This window comes from Exiguobacterium chiriqhucha RW-2 (assembly GCF_000416965.1).
GTDB lineage: Bacteria > Bacillota > Bacilli > Exiguobacteriales > Exiguobacteriaceae > Exiguobacterium > Exiguobacterium chiriqhucha.
The window spans coordinates 613332-627974 of the sequence record NZ_ATCL01000020.1; the positions used below are offsets into that span (position 1 = coordinate 613332).

Sequence of the window (14643 nt, forward strand, 5' to 3'; positions counted from 1 at the left end):
GTTCGTATATAATGAGTGTGGAAAGACAATGAGATAACTGTTAAGGAGGGCACGGGATGGAAATCGTGCGTCAACCTATTCGTCAGATTGATGAGATCGAATATGAGCATTTTAAAAAATACGGTCAAAGTTCTTACGGCATGTCAGCCGAAGAGTTAAAAGGCATCTTTGTCGAGATGGGCGAAGAGCAGGTGTACTCAGCCGACGCCCATAGCTATGGGGAGGACTTCTATTACGACCTCCGTGTCGATGGTCAAGTCGTCGGAAAAGTGTTGCTCTTGAAACTGGCTCGCGTCTATCAGCTTGATTTGATGGTGTTCGACCCATTCAAAGACAAGGGTTATGCGACTGAAGGGCTTCGCCTCGCGCTCGAGCAGTCCGATTTGAAAGAAGGGCATACGGTCCGCGCCGGCATCCCGCCGACGAGTCCGCATCAGGAAGCGGTACGCCATGTCCTCGAGAAGAACGGCTTCGAGAAACGGAACGGCCTTTACTATTTAAACTTTAAAAAACGATATGTAATCAACCACTGAACTGACAGCGTCTGACGCGTCAGTTTTTTCGTATGGAGGTTTTTGAGATGAAACAAGTGACAATCAACGACATCGCCAAACTGGCCGGGGTCGCGAAAAGCACCGTCTCCCGTTACTTGAACGGGGGCTCGGTCGGACAGGCGACCCGCGACAAGATTGAGCGCGTCATCCAAGAGACGAACTATGAGCCGAACCAGTTCGCGCAAAGCTTAAAGTCGAAACAGACAAAAATGATTGGTGTCATCGTACCGCGGCTCGATTCCTATGCTGCTTCGCGGACGATGATGGGCATCGATGAACGACTGACCGAACGCGGGTATCAAATGCTTGTCGTCAACACGGCCCAACAGACCGAACGCGAGATCGAGCAGTTGTATAACTTGGCGAAACAGAAAGTGGCCGGCATCATCTGGCTCGGGACGACCGTGACGGAACGGCACTTACAGGCAATACAAGACATTCAAATCCCGGTCCTATTGATCGGTCAGGAACATGGACACGTTCATAGCCTCGTTTATCCCGACTTTGACGCGGCGTACGCCCTCGGAAAGCAGTTCATGGATTGGGGACATCGCGATATCATCTATGTGGGCGTCGAGGAGTACGACATCGCCGTCGGTCAAACGAGACGTGACGGTTTCTTACGCGCCTTCAACGAGGCAGGGGCGGATGTGAAGACGTACACGACGTCATTTAAAATCGATGACGCGATTCCGATTGGGGCTCAGATAGGGCATGAGCTGTCGGCGTCACTCGTCGTCTGTGCGACCGACAACATCGCTCTCGGCGTGTTGAAGGGACTTGCCAACGCCGGCAAAACGGTCCCGGGCGACATCTCGGTGAGTGGATTTGGAGGCTATGATTTCACCGAAGTGCTCCATCCGTCGATCACGACGGTCCACCTTCCATACCGTCGGACCGGGTCCCGAGCGGCTGACATGATTCTCCAGTTGTTAACAGGTGAAACCATCCCGATGAAAACGTTCACAACTTTTGAATTAAAACTGCGCGAAAGCGTTGACATTTTAAATTAAATCGTTTACATTTGTGTTGCGGAACCGGTTCCGCAACATTTTTTATTCGCTTATGGAACCGGTTCGATAGAAGCTACGAAGCAACACATTTGGACATGGAGGTGGACGGATGAACACCGTACATTGCATTGGTGAACTATTGATTGATTGGGTTTGTGGGGACGCGTCGAGCGACCTCGTCAACGGAACGACATTCGTGAAGAAAGCAGGGGGAGCACCGGCAAACGTCGCGGCCGTCGTCAGTAAACACGGGGGAAGCTCAAGTTTCCTTGGTCAAGTCGGGGCTGACCCGTTCGGCCGATTTTTAAAACAGACGCTCGTCGACAACGGTGTCGGTGTCGAAAACTTGGTGGAGGAAGGGGACACGACGTTCGCGTTCGTCTCGATTCAAGAGGACGGAGAGCGAGACTTCACGTTCCGCCGCGGCAGCGATGGCGACTATGCCTTCGAGTCGATTGACTTGTCGGCATTCAAGCCTGGAGACATCGTCCACTTCGGCTCGGCGACGGCACTCCTCGACGGCGAGTTAAAGAACGCCTATTTCAAACTGCTCCAGTTCGCCAAGCGTGACGGCCTGTTCGTCTCGTTCGACCCGAACTATCGGGACGCGCTCGTGACCGACCTCGAGGCGTTCAAACAAGATTCGCTCCACTTCATCGCCGAAGCGGACTTCGTCAAGTTGAGCGAAGAAGAGGCGCACTTGATGACCGGACTTGAAGATTTGAATCAAGCGGTCGCGTCGCTTCTCGAAACGGGAGCAAAACGAATTGCCATCACGCTCGGCTCACGCGGGACGCTGATTGCGACAAAAGAAGGTAATGAAGTGATTGCATCAGTAAAAATCGACAGCATCGATTCAACGGGAGCGGGCGACGCCTTCGTCGGAGCGTATCTGTATCGGTTGTCGACACACGGGATGGATGATGACCGACTCTTGCAGGACATCGAATATGCGAACGTGACCGGTGCATTGACATGCACGGCATACGGCGCGATTCCAGCCATACCAACACAACAACGCGTGCTTGAAGCGCTAGGAGGGAAACCAGCATGAACTACAGACAAGAAGCAGAAGCGATTTTAGAGGCAATCGGCGGAAAAGACAACGTCGCCGCCGCGGCCCACTGTGCGACCCGGCTCCGCCTCGTCTTGAACGACGAATCGAAAGTCGATGAGAAGAAGTTGGACGCCTTAGACGTCGTCAAAGGGACGTTCTCGACGGGTGGCCAATATCAAATCATCATCGGTACAGGTACGGTCAACAAGGTATACGCCGAATTCGCTCAACTGACAGGCCTCGGCGATATGTCGACAAGCGACGTCAAGTCGGCCGGTGCGAAGAAAGGCAACCCACTCCAACAGTTCGTTAAGATGTTGTCTGATATTTTCGTCCCGATCATCCCGGCCATCGTCGCCGGTGGTCTCTTGATGGGGATCAACAACTTGCTCACGGCACCTGATTTGTTCTTCGAAGGCAGCTCATTGATTGACCAGTACCCTGGCATCGCCGACCTCGCCGCGATGATCAACACGTTCGCCAACGCCGCCTTCGTCTTCTTACCTGTCCTGATAGGTTTCTCCGCCGCCAAGCGGTTTGGGGGTAACCCGTACCTTGGCGCCGCGCTCGGGATGATCATGGTTCACCCGGATCTCGTCAACGCCTACGCGCAAGCAACGGTTGGCGATATCCCGGTTTGGAATATTCTCGGCTTTGAGATTGAGAAGCTCGGTTACCAAGGACAAGTGTTACCGGTCCTCGTATCCGCTTATATCTTGTCGAAACTTGAAATCAATATCCGTAAATTCATGCCAGCTTCACTCGATATCTTGCTCACACCGCTCCTCTCGCTCCTCATCACGGCGTTCGTCACGTTCGCTTTCGTCGGACCGATCACGCGTGAAGCGGGTAACTTGATTATCGACGGTCTCGTTTGGACGTACGACTCACTCGGCTTCTTCGGCGGTCTCGTCATGGGTCTCTTGTACGCACCAATCGTCATCACAGGGATGCACCACAGCTTTATCGCCATCGAGACACAACTTCTCGCGGATATCGCCCGCACAGGCGGGTCGTTCATCTTCCCGATCGCAGCGATGTCGAACGTCGCGCAAGGTGCGGCCACACTCGCCGTCTTCTTCTTGACACGTGATCAAAAGATGAAAGGTGTCGCTTCGGCATCTGGGATCTCGGCACTCCTCGGAATCACGGAGCCGGCCATGTTCGGGGTCAACTTGAAACTACGCTATCCGTTCATCGCGGCCATCATCGGCTCAGGAATTGCCTCGGCGTTCATCGTCGGACGTGAAGTCCTCGCCGTCGCCCTCGGTGCGGCAGGTCTTCCAGGGATTATCTCGATTGCACCAGCGTCAATCGTCTCGTATATCATCGGGATGGCCATTGCCTTCGCGGTCGCCTTCGGATTGACGTTCGTGCTCGCAAAACGCCAAGCGAAAAAAGAAGCAGTAAAAGAAGCAGCTTAAGAAAAGGGAAGTGATGTTATGAGTTGGACGAAGGCAGAGCGTTATCGCTCGTTACGTGACGTGAGTGCCCTCGAGATGGAGACGCTCCGCACAAAGACGGCGGCTTCCCCGTGGCGGTTCGGATACCATATCCAACCGCCGACGGGACTCCTGAACGACCCGAACGGATTCACGTATTACAACGGGGAATATCACATGTTTTATCAGTGGTTCCCGCTTGGACCGGTACACGGTCTCAAGCATTGGTATCATGTCACATCACCCGACCTCGTCACGTGGACGGACCGCGGGGTGGCGTTAGTCCCGGAGACGACCGAAGATTCACACGGTGCCTATTCAGGCAGCGGGTTCGTGAAGGACGGAGAACTCCACGTCATGTATACGGGCAATCACCGGACGGATGACTGGACGCGTCACGCCTCGCAAGTGATCGGCGTGTTACGAGATGGAAAGATTGAGCGTCGCAACGTCGCAATTCCGGATGTGCCGGCCGGGTACACGGAACATTTCCGTGACCCGAAAGTGTGGCTCGAGGACGGTGTTTATTACGCCGTCGTCGGGGCACAACGCACGGATGAGACGGGTTGCGTCGTCTTGTACCGCTCGAGCGACTTGGACGAGTGGACGTTCCTCGGTGAGATTGAGACGGGACTCGAACAGTTCGGCTACATGTGGGAATGTCCCGACGTGTTCGAACTGAACGGACAGCACGTCCTCGTCTTCTCGCCGCAAGGTATTGAACCGGATGGGCATCAGTATCACAACATCTATCAATCTGGATTCTTGATTGGCAAGCTCGATGTTGAGACGTTGACATTCACACACGGCGTGTTCGGGGAACTCGACTTCGGTTTCGATTTCTACGCCCCACAGACGACAGAACAGGGCGGACGTCGCGTTCTCGTCGGTTGGATGGGACTCCCGGAAATCGAGTATCCGACGGACCGGTTCGGCTGGGCTCATGCTTTGACACTACCGCGTGTGCTCACAATCGAGGACGGGTCGCTCAAGCAACGTCCGGTGGCGGAGATGACAACGCTTCGCCAAGACAAATTTGTTAACGCGTCCGGCAAGTCAGTCAGCGTCGCGACACCGGAGCGGTACGAGCTGGAGATGAAAACGGATGGGTCGGACTTCAGCCTCGATTTGCTACAAGTCGGCGACGAGTCACTCGTCATCCGTTACGACGCGTCGGCAGGCGAATTGACGATCGATCGGACGAATGCCGGTGAGCCGTTCGCGACCGAGTATGGCACGACACGGACGAAAGCGATTCATGTGACGTCGCTTCACGTGTTCGTCGACTCTTCAAGTGTCGAATGCTTCGTCAATGACGGTGAGGCGGTCGCCACACTCCGCGTCTTCCCTAGTGAGCTTGAGAAACAGTTGCGCTACGAAGGCGCGACTGCGAGCCTGACCGGTTGGACGTACCAATAAGGAAAAGCTGAGCTTCGGCTCGGCTTTTTTTTATTTCTCTATACAATGTGCTCTATATGCTATTCTAGAAATAGGGAATAAATTACATATGGTATAGGGGATGGATTACATGTGGATAGTTTTAGGATTGCTCGCGATTGGCGCGACACTGGTCAATTTGTATACGTTCAGCGTCGGGAAAGACTATAAGCTACCGATGGCGATTGCGTTGTCCTTGACCGCATTGACGGTGTGTGCAGATTACAGCTATTTATCAGTCTGGGTCGAAGCGGAGGATTGGAGTGCGTTGGCAGATGTCATCCCTGGCATGGGACGGGCTTTATGGGTTCTCACCAGCATCTCGATTCTATTGAACCTGTTGCCGATTTTCTTGGAGCGAACGAGGAGACGGGCGTGAATGATCCGATGTCAGAAATTGTGAAACCTTTCGTCCGGATTCTCGTAAATAATGACTATCAACGTGAATGGGGTGAAAGGCATGAAACTAAATCGAGCCATATTGACAGGGGCTTCGGTGATGATTAAGGCATTCATGGAACCAGATCATGATGAATTGAACAACGAAGAAATGATTCAAGCGCGAGTTACTGAATCGTCAGGGATCGGTTCGTTCAATGATACAGATTTCATTATGTTCAATGGAATCGAAAAAGTGAGACCGTTCGCAGACATGTTGCGCAATGCAGATGATGCGCTCGAAGATTCCATTCACAGGGAACCGGACTTTGACCTGGAACTTCATTGGAAGGGCGGAGTGATGGCGCAGTATCATCTTTGGCTCGGTCAGAAGCAGCAACCGAGCTATTTGATGGACGTGACCCATCCGCACCTCATCTACCGCGTGTCGGGAGACATGACGAGTCGGTTGATTCAAGTGCTCGGGGTGGATGAGTGATCGATAGACATGTGATGGGAACTTTACTAGCTTTCATCGCGTATATCAACCATACACAAACAAAGGGAGTCTATTTATGAAACAACGTCATATGTCAGTTCTTGGTTATATAATATTAGCCCTTACTTTGACTGGCTGCGGCTCGAACGATTTTCGGACGGATGGGATTGAAGAAGTCCGCGTCTCGAAATCGGACGGTTTTTCAAGTTTCCAAGAGCGCGATGTCGTCACGTTCGACGAGTCGGAATCGATTCGAGTATTCGAAGACATGCTGCGTAAGGCGGACGAGCTTCCCGGTGTCGCCAATTCGGTCGGTCCTGAATACGATATTGAGGTCCACTTCGAGGACGGGGAGACGGATCGCTATTACCTCTGGCTGAACGATGATCCGAAATCCGTCAGTAGCCTGTACGACGCGGACGACACGAACATCGGGTACCGCCTCCCGGCTGACGTGACGGAGGAATTGATTGATCTGCTCGAGTCAGGCGACTAAAAAAGACGCCTGGAATGGCGTCTTACGAGTTGAAGCGGATAAAGCGCTCGATTTGTTGCTCGCTCTTCCGCGCTTGACGACCAATCCAAATCAGATGGCCGGGGCTGTTCAAGATGGTGAGCTGGGCGTGCGGGATGAGTCGCTTCGCATGATGCGCGTGGCGGACCGGCACGGCCTTGTCATTTTTGGAGTGGACGATATACGTCGGACACGTTACTCCGAGCAGCGTTTCATCGGTCACTTGTTGCCGCAGGTCGAACTGGGCACCGAGACCGAACGCCATTTGGTTCGCGACCCGTTTCAATAAGAAGATATCGTACGGGGTCACTTCGTCACGAATGACATCGAGTGCGAGCAGGCTCGTCGATTGAATCATGCGGGCCGTCGCTTCGAACGGCTGTTTTTGAATCGCCCGGAGGACGAACTTTCTCATGGCGAACTGTAGCGCGATGAACGCAGGTTGGGCGACGTTACGGCTGATGTATTGCCGATAGGGGAAGTCGACAACGCTCGTCACGGCGGCCGCGAGTGTCAGGCTGAGTGCGTGCTCATTCTGCGACGCGAGCTCGATGGCGGTTGGTCCCCCGGCTGAGATGCCGTACACATGATACTGATCGATCGCCATGACTGCCATCAAGCGACGCAAGCTAGCGGCGAACGCTTGAGGGGAAGCCGAAAATGAGTACGGAGTCTCACCGTAACCGGGACGGGATGGGACAATGACCCGAAAACCGGACACGACGAGCCGGTCCACATGGTACGGTTCGAGGCTTGACGACTGGGTCCCATGAATCAGGATGATGACCGGACCGTGACCTCGGTCCATATATTCGATTTTCGTGCCGTTGACGTGCGCGTAATGTTTCAAAACGGAATAGCCTCCTTAAACCGATTGTAATGGAAAATAACTTTATTTCATGGAAATAACATGCTACTGTCTGTTTATACATATTTTACATAGAGAAATGAAAGGGGATTAAACCGTGAACAACCGAGAACGGTTACTCGAGGTGAGACGGTTTTTCGAACGCCACACAGATGACAATCATCCAAAGACGTTAGAGGACTTGCTCGAATATTTATCTACTATCGGAGATACTTCTAAGTTAGCAAAAAAATCAGTGAAAGACGACATCCAAGCATTGACCGATTCGGGATTCGAGGTGCAGGATGAGCTCGAGAAGAACGGTCTCGCCAAAAAATATTGGCATTCGGCCCGCTTGTTTGAAATCCATGAGCTCCGGATGATGGTCGACGCCATCGTCGCGGCGAAGTTCATCTCGGAAGACGTGACAGAGCGGATTGTCGAGAAACTTCAAAAACTGACGAGCATCCCGGAAGCGGAGACGCTCCAGTCGATTATCAAGACACCGAAGAAGAAACACGGACAGATTCCGTACCATATCGATCGCATCCAACGTGCGATTCAAGAACAAAAAGCGATCTCGTTCCAATACACGGACGTCGTCGGCTTTGACACCACGAAGCGGACGTTCCCGCTCCGCCGTGACGGCGAACGTTACGTCGTCAATCCGATTGACCTCCATTGGAACCATGAGCAGTATTATTTAATCGGCATCGATGAGTCGATCGGGGAAATCCGCAACTATCGTGTCGACCGCATCGTCAACTCAGAAATCGTCGAGGACGACACGCCGCGCATGAAACAACATTTGCCGGACGACTACTTCCAAAAGTCGTTCAACATGTACAACGGGCTCGACGAGGAAATCGTCCTCGCCGTCGACGAGCGGGTCCTTCCGGTCATCTTCGATAAGCTCGGTGAAGACGTCTCGATCACGCAAGACGGAGACCGCTTCCTGATTCGATTTGACGCGGCCGTATCTGACGGCTTCGTCTTCTGGCTGTTGTCGCTCGGTACGCAAGTCGAGGTGCTCGAACCGGTGACGCTCCGCGACCACATGCGCGAGACGATCGAGGCGATGGCCGGACGTTATGCGAAGGCGAGCATTCACTGAAACGATTGAAATGAAGGTATGATATACTGCTTGCGACACTTGTAGAAGGGGGACAGGCGGATGTTGAATTGGATGCCTTTAATCATTCCGATTGTCGCTGTCATTTTTGTCGCCGTCGTCGCAAGACGCGCCATGAAAATGGACCAAGAGAAATAAGTTAGGACGGACATCCTTCTCGTCATGAGGGGGATGTCTTTTCCATCATCAAAAGGAGGAGACCGTTGGATACCATTACCCATACGCTATTCGGCTTGACGCTCTACGGGGCGGCCGATAAGCGAGACTTACAAACAAACGAAAAACGGGCCTTGTTCGTCACGACGCTCGTCGGGAGTCAAATCCCAGATAGTGACGTCATCTCGCGACTATGGGACACGGAAGGGATGTATCAGATGTGGCACCGCGGCATCACTCATTCGATTTTCCTCGTCCCGTTGTTCGCACTACTCATTTACATACTCGTGCGTCTCTTGTTCAAGGTGACCGATATCCGCTATTTCTGGTGGGCGCTCTTGTCGGTGTTCATCCATAATACGGCGGACTTGTTCAACGCCTGGGGGACGGGTTACTTTGAACCGTTATCCGATGTCCGGGTCACGTTCGGCGTCATCCCGATTGTCGATTTCGTCTATTGGGGCATCTTCCTCGTCGCCTGGCTCATCGCACGTCGAGTGGACGTCCGTCATACGGTGTATCGCTACGCTTGGGCCGCGATTGTCGTGCACGTCTTGATTCAAAGTGCGCAAGGGGCGTACTTGTATCAGTCGTACGCCGCCGATCACGAAAAAGTGGCGCTGTCAGCCTCGTTCATCCCGACCCAGTTCACCGTGATCACGAAGACCGATGAGTCGGTGTCGATTTACAGCGACTCGGTCTATCAAAATCCTGAAGTCCAATACGAGTTGACGAGTGCCGACGATGCAGATCTTGCACCGCTCTTCGCCGAAAATAAAGAAGCAATCACGCTCAAACAGTGGTCCCCGTTCGTGGTCGTCGTCGAGGATGACGAGCGGCTCGGTTTATACGATCCGCGCTTCTTTGATGGCGAGTCGTCATTCCTTTACGAATACATCGAATTGTAGGTGATTCCGTGCGACGTCTCCGGTATTTATTCATTTTCGGTTACGAACAGGCACTCAGCTGTATCTTCCCCGTCGCCATCTTCGGGGCGCTCGCGTTGACGAAATGGTTCGATTTCCCGATTCCGCGTTACGACATCCTCCTCATCTGGTGTCTGTTCGTCCAAGTCGTGCTCGTCAAGACCGGGCTCGAGACGATGGAAGAAGTGAAGGTCATCAGTTGGTTCCACGTCATCGGGCTCGGCCTCGAGCTGTTCAAAGTCCAGATGGGGTCGTGGAGCTACCCGGACGAGGCGCTGACAAAAATGTTCGGTGTGCCGCTCTATGCAGGCTTCATGTATGCGAGCGTCGGCAGCTACGTCGTCCAATCGTGGCGCCGCCTCGATTTGGAATTTCTCAAGATGCCACCGCCGCTCATCGCGTTCGGCCTGGGCATTGCCATCTACTTCAACTTCTTTTGGCACCACATCTGGCTCGATTTACGCTGGGTGTTGATCGGCCTCGTCTTTCTCGTCTTCGGTCGGTCCATCGTCACGTACCGGCTCGACGACCGACGTTTCACGATGCCCGTCGTCGTCGCCTTCTTTTTGATTGCCTGCTTCATCTGGTTCGCGGAAAATATCGTCACGTTCTACAACGGTTGGGCGTACCCGAATCAGTTGAGCGGTTGGGCGCTCGTCGACCTCGGCAAGCTGTCGTCGTGGTTCCTGCTCGTCATCATCAGTATTTTGTTGGTGGCGTGGCAGAAGCGGAGACAGGAACTATCATGAAAAAACGTGTGCACCCGCTTCGGGTTGCACACGTTTTTAGGTTACGTCGTTGGTTGTTTGGAGCGGGCGACCATATGGACGATGAACACATAGAGCGGGAATATGATCGTGAGCGCGATGATCAATAGCCCGACGACCGGACTTGGCCATGCCGCTTCACCAGGGGCGGGGACGATTTGTGTCCAGACATAGGTGAACAGCGCCAAATAAGGGAGCCATAACACGTACAGGGATAGGTTCCATGGTGAAGGTGCGAGTTGCCTGATACGTTTGATGATGAGCCGCGTGAACAAGATGAGTGAAACAAGACCGAACATAGTGATGGCTAGCATATAAGCATCACCCATCAACAAATAAAGCCGTTCGCTGTTGGCGAGCAGTTGAATGTTTAAGAGTAGGGTGAGCGCGAGCAGGATGGAGAGGTTTTGTAATTTGAGAAAGTGGGCCATATAGGACTCCTTAATCTGATAGGATGATGAAACATTTTTCGACAATATTCGTATAATATGAAAGAGGTGATCAGGTTGGCACAAATATTTATGTTTTGGTTTGTCGGATTCATGTGTGTGCTCTCGACGTTTATGTATGCATTACAGTGGCGGAGCGAGCGCAAACTGATGAAATTGCTAGGAGCTATATTCAGCATATGCATCGCAATCATTTGTTTTATGATCGCCGTACCCGATACATATGACCGCGCGCTTGGCCGTTATGAGACGGAAACTGGGAAGTGCTACGTCGTTGACAATCAGTCGAAACAAGGCGGCGTGACGCTCTGGTTTGAAGAGGAGTCTTACGATTTTTCAGACATACCGGAGGACGTCGCATATGGGCCTGGCACGTTGTTTGATTGTACCGTCACGTTGACGAAAGTGAATTCGACTGGAGTTGACTATGTGCTGAAGTCGAAAGACGGCGATACGCTCTTTTCAACATACTAAAGTATTCTTCTGATTAGAAGGATACTTTTTTAAAATGATGTTCTGCCATTCGTCCTAAAAATTCAATTATTATGTGAAATCTACTTTTCCGATAAAGCAAATGTGTGAGTGGAATAAATATCGTTAAGTTGTAACAACACTGATTTCAATCTGGAAACTGTCGAATCAAAAGACTATTTAAATTTCTGAAATTTTCGGAATATTGTTTTTATTCATAAATGATTATGATAAAATCATAACAGTGTAAATGGAGATTTTTTACTTTGGGATGAGAGATATTCTTTATTTTGGAATCGGATCTATGGAACCTATAGGTTATGGTCTATAAGTAAGCTCGAAACGGTTATCAGAATGTACTTGTATTTTGAAAGGAGAGAACCGGATGAATTGGATTGCTCAAAAATCGGCTCAGTTTTTCATCACCATATTTGTATTGATTGCGATCAGTGCCTTGCCGTCACTCGTCGTGCAACTCGAGTTCGTGCCAGCGAACTACTGGAACGGGATTCAACAACAATTCAGCCAGTTGGCGAAACTCGATGAGATTACATACTTCAACGTCACCGCACAACGCGAGTTACCGTTACTACCTGATCTCGCCCCGCTCATGAAAGAGACGGTCATCATCTTTATGACGTCACTCATCGTCTCGGTCGGGTTCGCCCTTCTGTACGCCTATTTCTTTTATCGGAGCGGGAAGCGCGTTCGCACGGTGCTCCAACAAACGAGCCAGACGCTCGAGATGATTCCGGATTTATTTTGGCTCATCTTCTCGCAATTCCTCGCCATCACGATTTACAAGAAGACGGGGTTTGATCGGATTGAAGTCGCAGGTGGGTTCGCCGAATACATACGCTTTTTGCCGATCGTGACGTTGACGCTCACGATTCTGTTCTTCTTCCTTAAATGGTTGACGAAACATATCCTCGAGGAAGAAGTGTCGTTGTTTCTCGAACTGGCGCGGGCCAAAGGCGTCCGACCGGCCGCCCTGTTCTGGCGACACTTGCTGCCGAATTTGGTGTATCGCTTCTACCTCTTTTTCCGTTCGAACTTAATCACGGTGCTATCGAGTCTGTTGATTATCGAGTATTTGTTTAACGTCCAAGGTATTTTCCGGTTCGCCGTCTATAACCCGGTCATGCCGATTCTGCTCGTCATCTTGTTGGTCGTTTATATCCCGATCTTCCTATTGGATTTAGTAGCGGAATGGCTCATTCCGAATGCCTGGAAAGGAGGGATCTGATGCGTCGTGCACTCCTGCGCGATCCGATATTTATGATCGGATTCGTGATATTTGTCAGCTTGTTGTTACTCAGTATCGGCAATACCGTATTCCGTGATGGCCAAGTCGATCAATTCTTGAACCGTTACTCCGACGAAGGTCGGTTGATTGGCATCCCGCCACTCGAACCTTCGAAAGATCAGTGGTTCGGTACCGACCGGGCCGGGAACGATTTGTTCCAAATGATGATTGAAGGCTTCAAGTGGACGGTTGGTATTTGTGCGATTGTTGCGCTCGGACGAATGGCGTTCGGCCTATTGATTGGGATTCCACTCGCGTTTCGCGGGGCGCGCGTGAACCGAATCTTTAAAATGGTGTTAGACGGGTTTTTGATTCTACCGATTTCCTTGTTGGCCATGATGATGCTGTTCCCGTCCTTTTTCTTCGCGGATTCGACCATGGTGCCGCCGCTGCTGGACCGCGTGACGCTGCAGTTGACGGTGTTCGTGGCGCTCGGCTTGCCTGCGGTCACGCTCTATCTCATTACAGAGGTCCGGCAATTGCTCAAACAAGAGTTTATGATCGTTGCCGAGACGTTGGGAGGCAGTGTCTGGCATAGGACACGGCGGCACCTGTGGCCGCACCTCGTTCCGACGTTGGTCATCGTCTTCATGCAACAGTTCGTGCAAACACTCATGTTGCTCATTCACCTGTCGTTGTTCGGCGTCTTTTTCGGAGGCACCGTCTTCCTGTTTGAAGGAGTCCGACCGACGCTGTTTGAATGGTCGTCGATGTTCGGTTTTTATTTCACGCAGTTCACTGCGACGACATGGATGACGAACCACATGTTCCTCGTTCCGGCTCTCGGCCTGTCACTGCTCGTCTTCCTCAGCAACTTGTTGACGAGCCGCCTCGAGCGTGCGTTCCGGCTACGGCGTCAAGAAGCGGTCGTCACGGAAGAGACGATATCTCAAACGGAGGCGGCAGCCGCGTCCCTCGCGGATCCGTTCACCCTTGTACATGAAGATGGTAAGTTTCAACAGAACAGTAAGCCTTCATCAAATTAGTTGATATGACCGAATTTTCACACGTCTCGAACAATTGATTTAAAAATCAATTCTCTGATTTGACTGAACGCGATTGACTGACGGAATCATTGGTGTCCTCAGTCCACAACGTATCGGGTCTATAAGGGGTTGTCGCCACAACAGGAGCAGGACGGTAGAAAGAGGATTTCATCGAATGTATATCGAATGATAGTGATGCAAATGGTCGTATTTAATTCATGTCCTTTAATGTTGACCATCTGATGTTTCGAAGGAATTCATTTCAAAGGAGATCATGATATGAAACCAAATACAGTGACTGTGACATCTGTTGTGGACGCACCAATCGAAAAAGTATGGCGGATTTGGACGGAACCTGAACACATCAAACAGTGGAATCATGCCTCTGAAGACTGGCATACGACGGAAGCGGAGAATGATTTGACTGTCGGAGGGAAGTTTCGGAGTCGGATGGAGGCGAAAGATAAAAGTATGGGCTTTGATTTTGAAGGGGTGTATGAAGACATTCAAGTCAATCAACTCATTCAATATCGCCTCGAAGACGACCGTAAAGTAAGAATTTCATTTGTTTCAGAAGGTGAGCAGACTAAAATAGTCGAAACGTTTGATGCAGAATCGATGAACTCAATTGAGTTGCAGCAGCAAGGCTGGCAGGCAATCCTTGATCATTTTACAGAGTACGCTGAACGAAACTAACGTCGCATCATCC

Annotated in this window: 17 protein-coding genes; 15 read left to right on the top strand and 2 right to left on the bottom strand. The window is 51.5% G+C overall.

Annotated elements, in window-relative coordinates:
• The first annotated feature begins 56 nt into the window (after positions 1 to 56).
• The 8 genes from M467_RS27210 to M467_RS27245 all read left to right on the top strand — a co-directional run bounded on the left by M467_RS27210 (position 57) and on the right by M467_RS27245 (position 6876).
• Complete coding sequence (locus tag M467_RS27210; RefSeq protein ID WP_021067359.1) at positions 57 to 533, top strand: GNAT family N-acetyltransferase; 477 nt, start codon at positions 57 to 59, stop codon at positions 531 to 533.
• 47 nt (positions 534 to 580) lie between these two features.
• Positions 581 to 1567: a LacI family DNA-binding transcriptional regulator gene (locus M467_RS27215; RefSeq protein WP_021067360.1), complete on the top strand. Its 987-nt coding sequence runs from the start codon at positions 581 to 583 to the stop codon at positions 1565 to 1567.
• Positions 1568 to 1676: 109 nt separating this feature from the next.
• Entirely contained in the window at positions 1677 to 2621 is a 945-nt protein-coding gene (locus tag M467_RS27220) for a carbohydrate kinase family protein (RefSeq protein WP_021067361.1), read from the top strand.
• Positions 2618 to 4048, top strand: coding sequence for a sucrose-specific PTS transporter subunit IIBC (locus M467_RS27225; protein ID WP_021067362.1), 1431 nt, complete (start codon positions 2618 to 2620; stop codon positions 4046 to 4048). The genes M467_RS27220 and M467_RS27225 overlap by 4 nt, the downstream gene beginning before the upstream one ends.
• A gap of 18 nt (positions 4049 to 4066) precedes the next feature.
• A complete protein-coding gene (locus M467_RS27230) occupies positions 4067 to 5485 on the top strand; it encodes a glycoside hydrolase family 32 protein (RefSeq protein WP_021067363.1) in 1419 nt (472 codons plus the stop codon).
• A 109-nt stretch (positions 5486 to 5594) separates the two neighbouring features.
• Positions 5595 to 5882 (top strand): hypothetical protein, encoded by a 288-nt coding sequence (locus tag M467_RS27235; protein WP_021067364.1) that lies wholly within the window; start codon positions 5595 to 5597, stop codon positions 5880 to 5882.
• 81 nt (positions 5883 to 5963) lie between these two features.
• Positions 5964 to 6380, top strand: a complete 417-nt coding sequence (locus M467_RS27240; protein ID WP_144060665.1) for a YhfM domain-containing protein — start codon at positions 5964 to 5966, stop codon at positions 6378 to 6380.
• Between the two features lie 76 nt (positions 6381 to 6456).
• Positions 6457 to 6876 carry a YhfM domain-containing protein gene (locus M467_RS27245; RefSeq protein WP_021067367.1) on the top strand — a complete coding sequence of 140 codons (420 nt, stop codon included), beginning with the start codon at positions 6457 to 6459 and terminating at the stop codon, positions 6874 to 6876.
• Between the two features lie 22 nt (positions 6877 to 6898).
• Here M467_RS27245 and M467_RS27250 read toward each other — a convergent pair whose 3' ends face one another.
• Positions 6899 to 7744, bottom strand: a complete 846-nt coding sequence (locus M467_RS27250; protein WP_021067368.1) for an alpha/beta fold hydrolase — start codon at positions 7742 to 7744, stop codon at positions 6899 to 6901.
• A 115-nt stretch (positions 7745 to 7859) separates the two neighbouring features.
• Between M467_RS27250 and M467_RS27255 the strand changes: the two genes are divergently transcribed.
• From M467_RS27255 to M467_RS27265, 3 genes are all read left to right on the top strand, one after another.
• Positions 7860 to 8855, top strand: coding sequence for a helix-turn-helix transcriptional regulator (locus tag M467_RS27255; RefSeq protein WP_021067369.1), 996 nt, complete (start codon positions 7860 to 7862; stop codon positions 8853 to 8855).
• A 221-nt stretch (positions 8856 to 9076) separates the two neighbouring features.
• Positions 9077 to 9937, top strand: a complete 861-nt coding sequence (locus M467_RS27260) for a metal-dependent hydrolase (RefSeq protein ID WP_021067371.1) — start codon at positions 9077 to 9079, stop codon at positions 9935 to 9937.
• An 8-nt stretch (positions 9938 to 9945) separates the two neighbouring features.
• Complete coding sequence (locus M467_RS27265; protein ID WP_021067372.1) at positions 9946 to 10704, top strand: DUF817 domain-containing protein; 759 nt, start codon at positions 9946 to 9948, stop codon at positions 10702 to 10704.
• Positions 10705 to 10745: 41 nt separating this feature from the next.
• Here M467_RS27265 and M467_RS27270 read toward each other — a convergent pair whose 3' ends face one another.
• Entirely contained in the window at positions 10746 to 11153 is a 408-nt protein-coding gene (locus M467_RS27270; RefSeq protein ID WP_021067373.1) for a hypothetical protein, read from the bottom strand.
• A 75-nt stretch (positions 11154 to 11228) separates the two neighbouring features.
• Between M467_RS27270 and M467_RS27275 the strand changes: the two genes are divergently transcribed.
• The 4 genes from M467_RS27275 to M467_RS27290 all read left to right on the top strand — a co-directional run bounded on the left by M467_RS27275 (position 11229) and on the right by M467_RS27290 (position 14630).
• Positions 11229 to 11645 (top strand): hypothetical protein, encoded by a 417-nt coding sequence (locus M467_RS27275; RefSeq protein ID WP_144060666.1) that lies wholly within the window; start codon positions 11229 to 11231, stop codon positions 11643 to 11645.
• A gap of 382 nt (positions 11646 to 12027) precedes the next feature.
• The gene (locus M467_RS27280) at positions 12028 to 12888 is read left to right on the top strand and encodes an ABC transporter permease subunit (RefSeq protein ID WP_021067375.1); all 861 of its coding nucleotides are present in this window, start codon (positions 12028 to 12030) and stop codon (positions 12886 to 12888) included.
• Positions 12888 to 13934: an ABC transporter permease gene (locus M467_RS27285; RefSeq protein WP_021067376.1), complete on the top strand. Its 1047-nt coding sequence runs from the start codon at positions 12888 to 12890 to the stop codon at positions 13932 to 13934. The genes M467_RS27280 and M467_RS27285 overlap by 1 nt, the downstream gene beginning before the upstream one ends.
• Before the next feature lie 279 nt (positions 13935 to 14213).
• Positions 14214 to 14630: an SRPBCC family protein gene (locus M467_RS27290; protein WP_021067377.1), complete on the top strand. Its 417-nt coding sequence runs from the start codon at positions 14214 to 14216 to the stop codon at positions 14628 to 14630.
• Positions 14631 to 14643 lie beyond the last annotated feature (13 nt).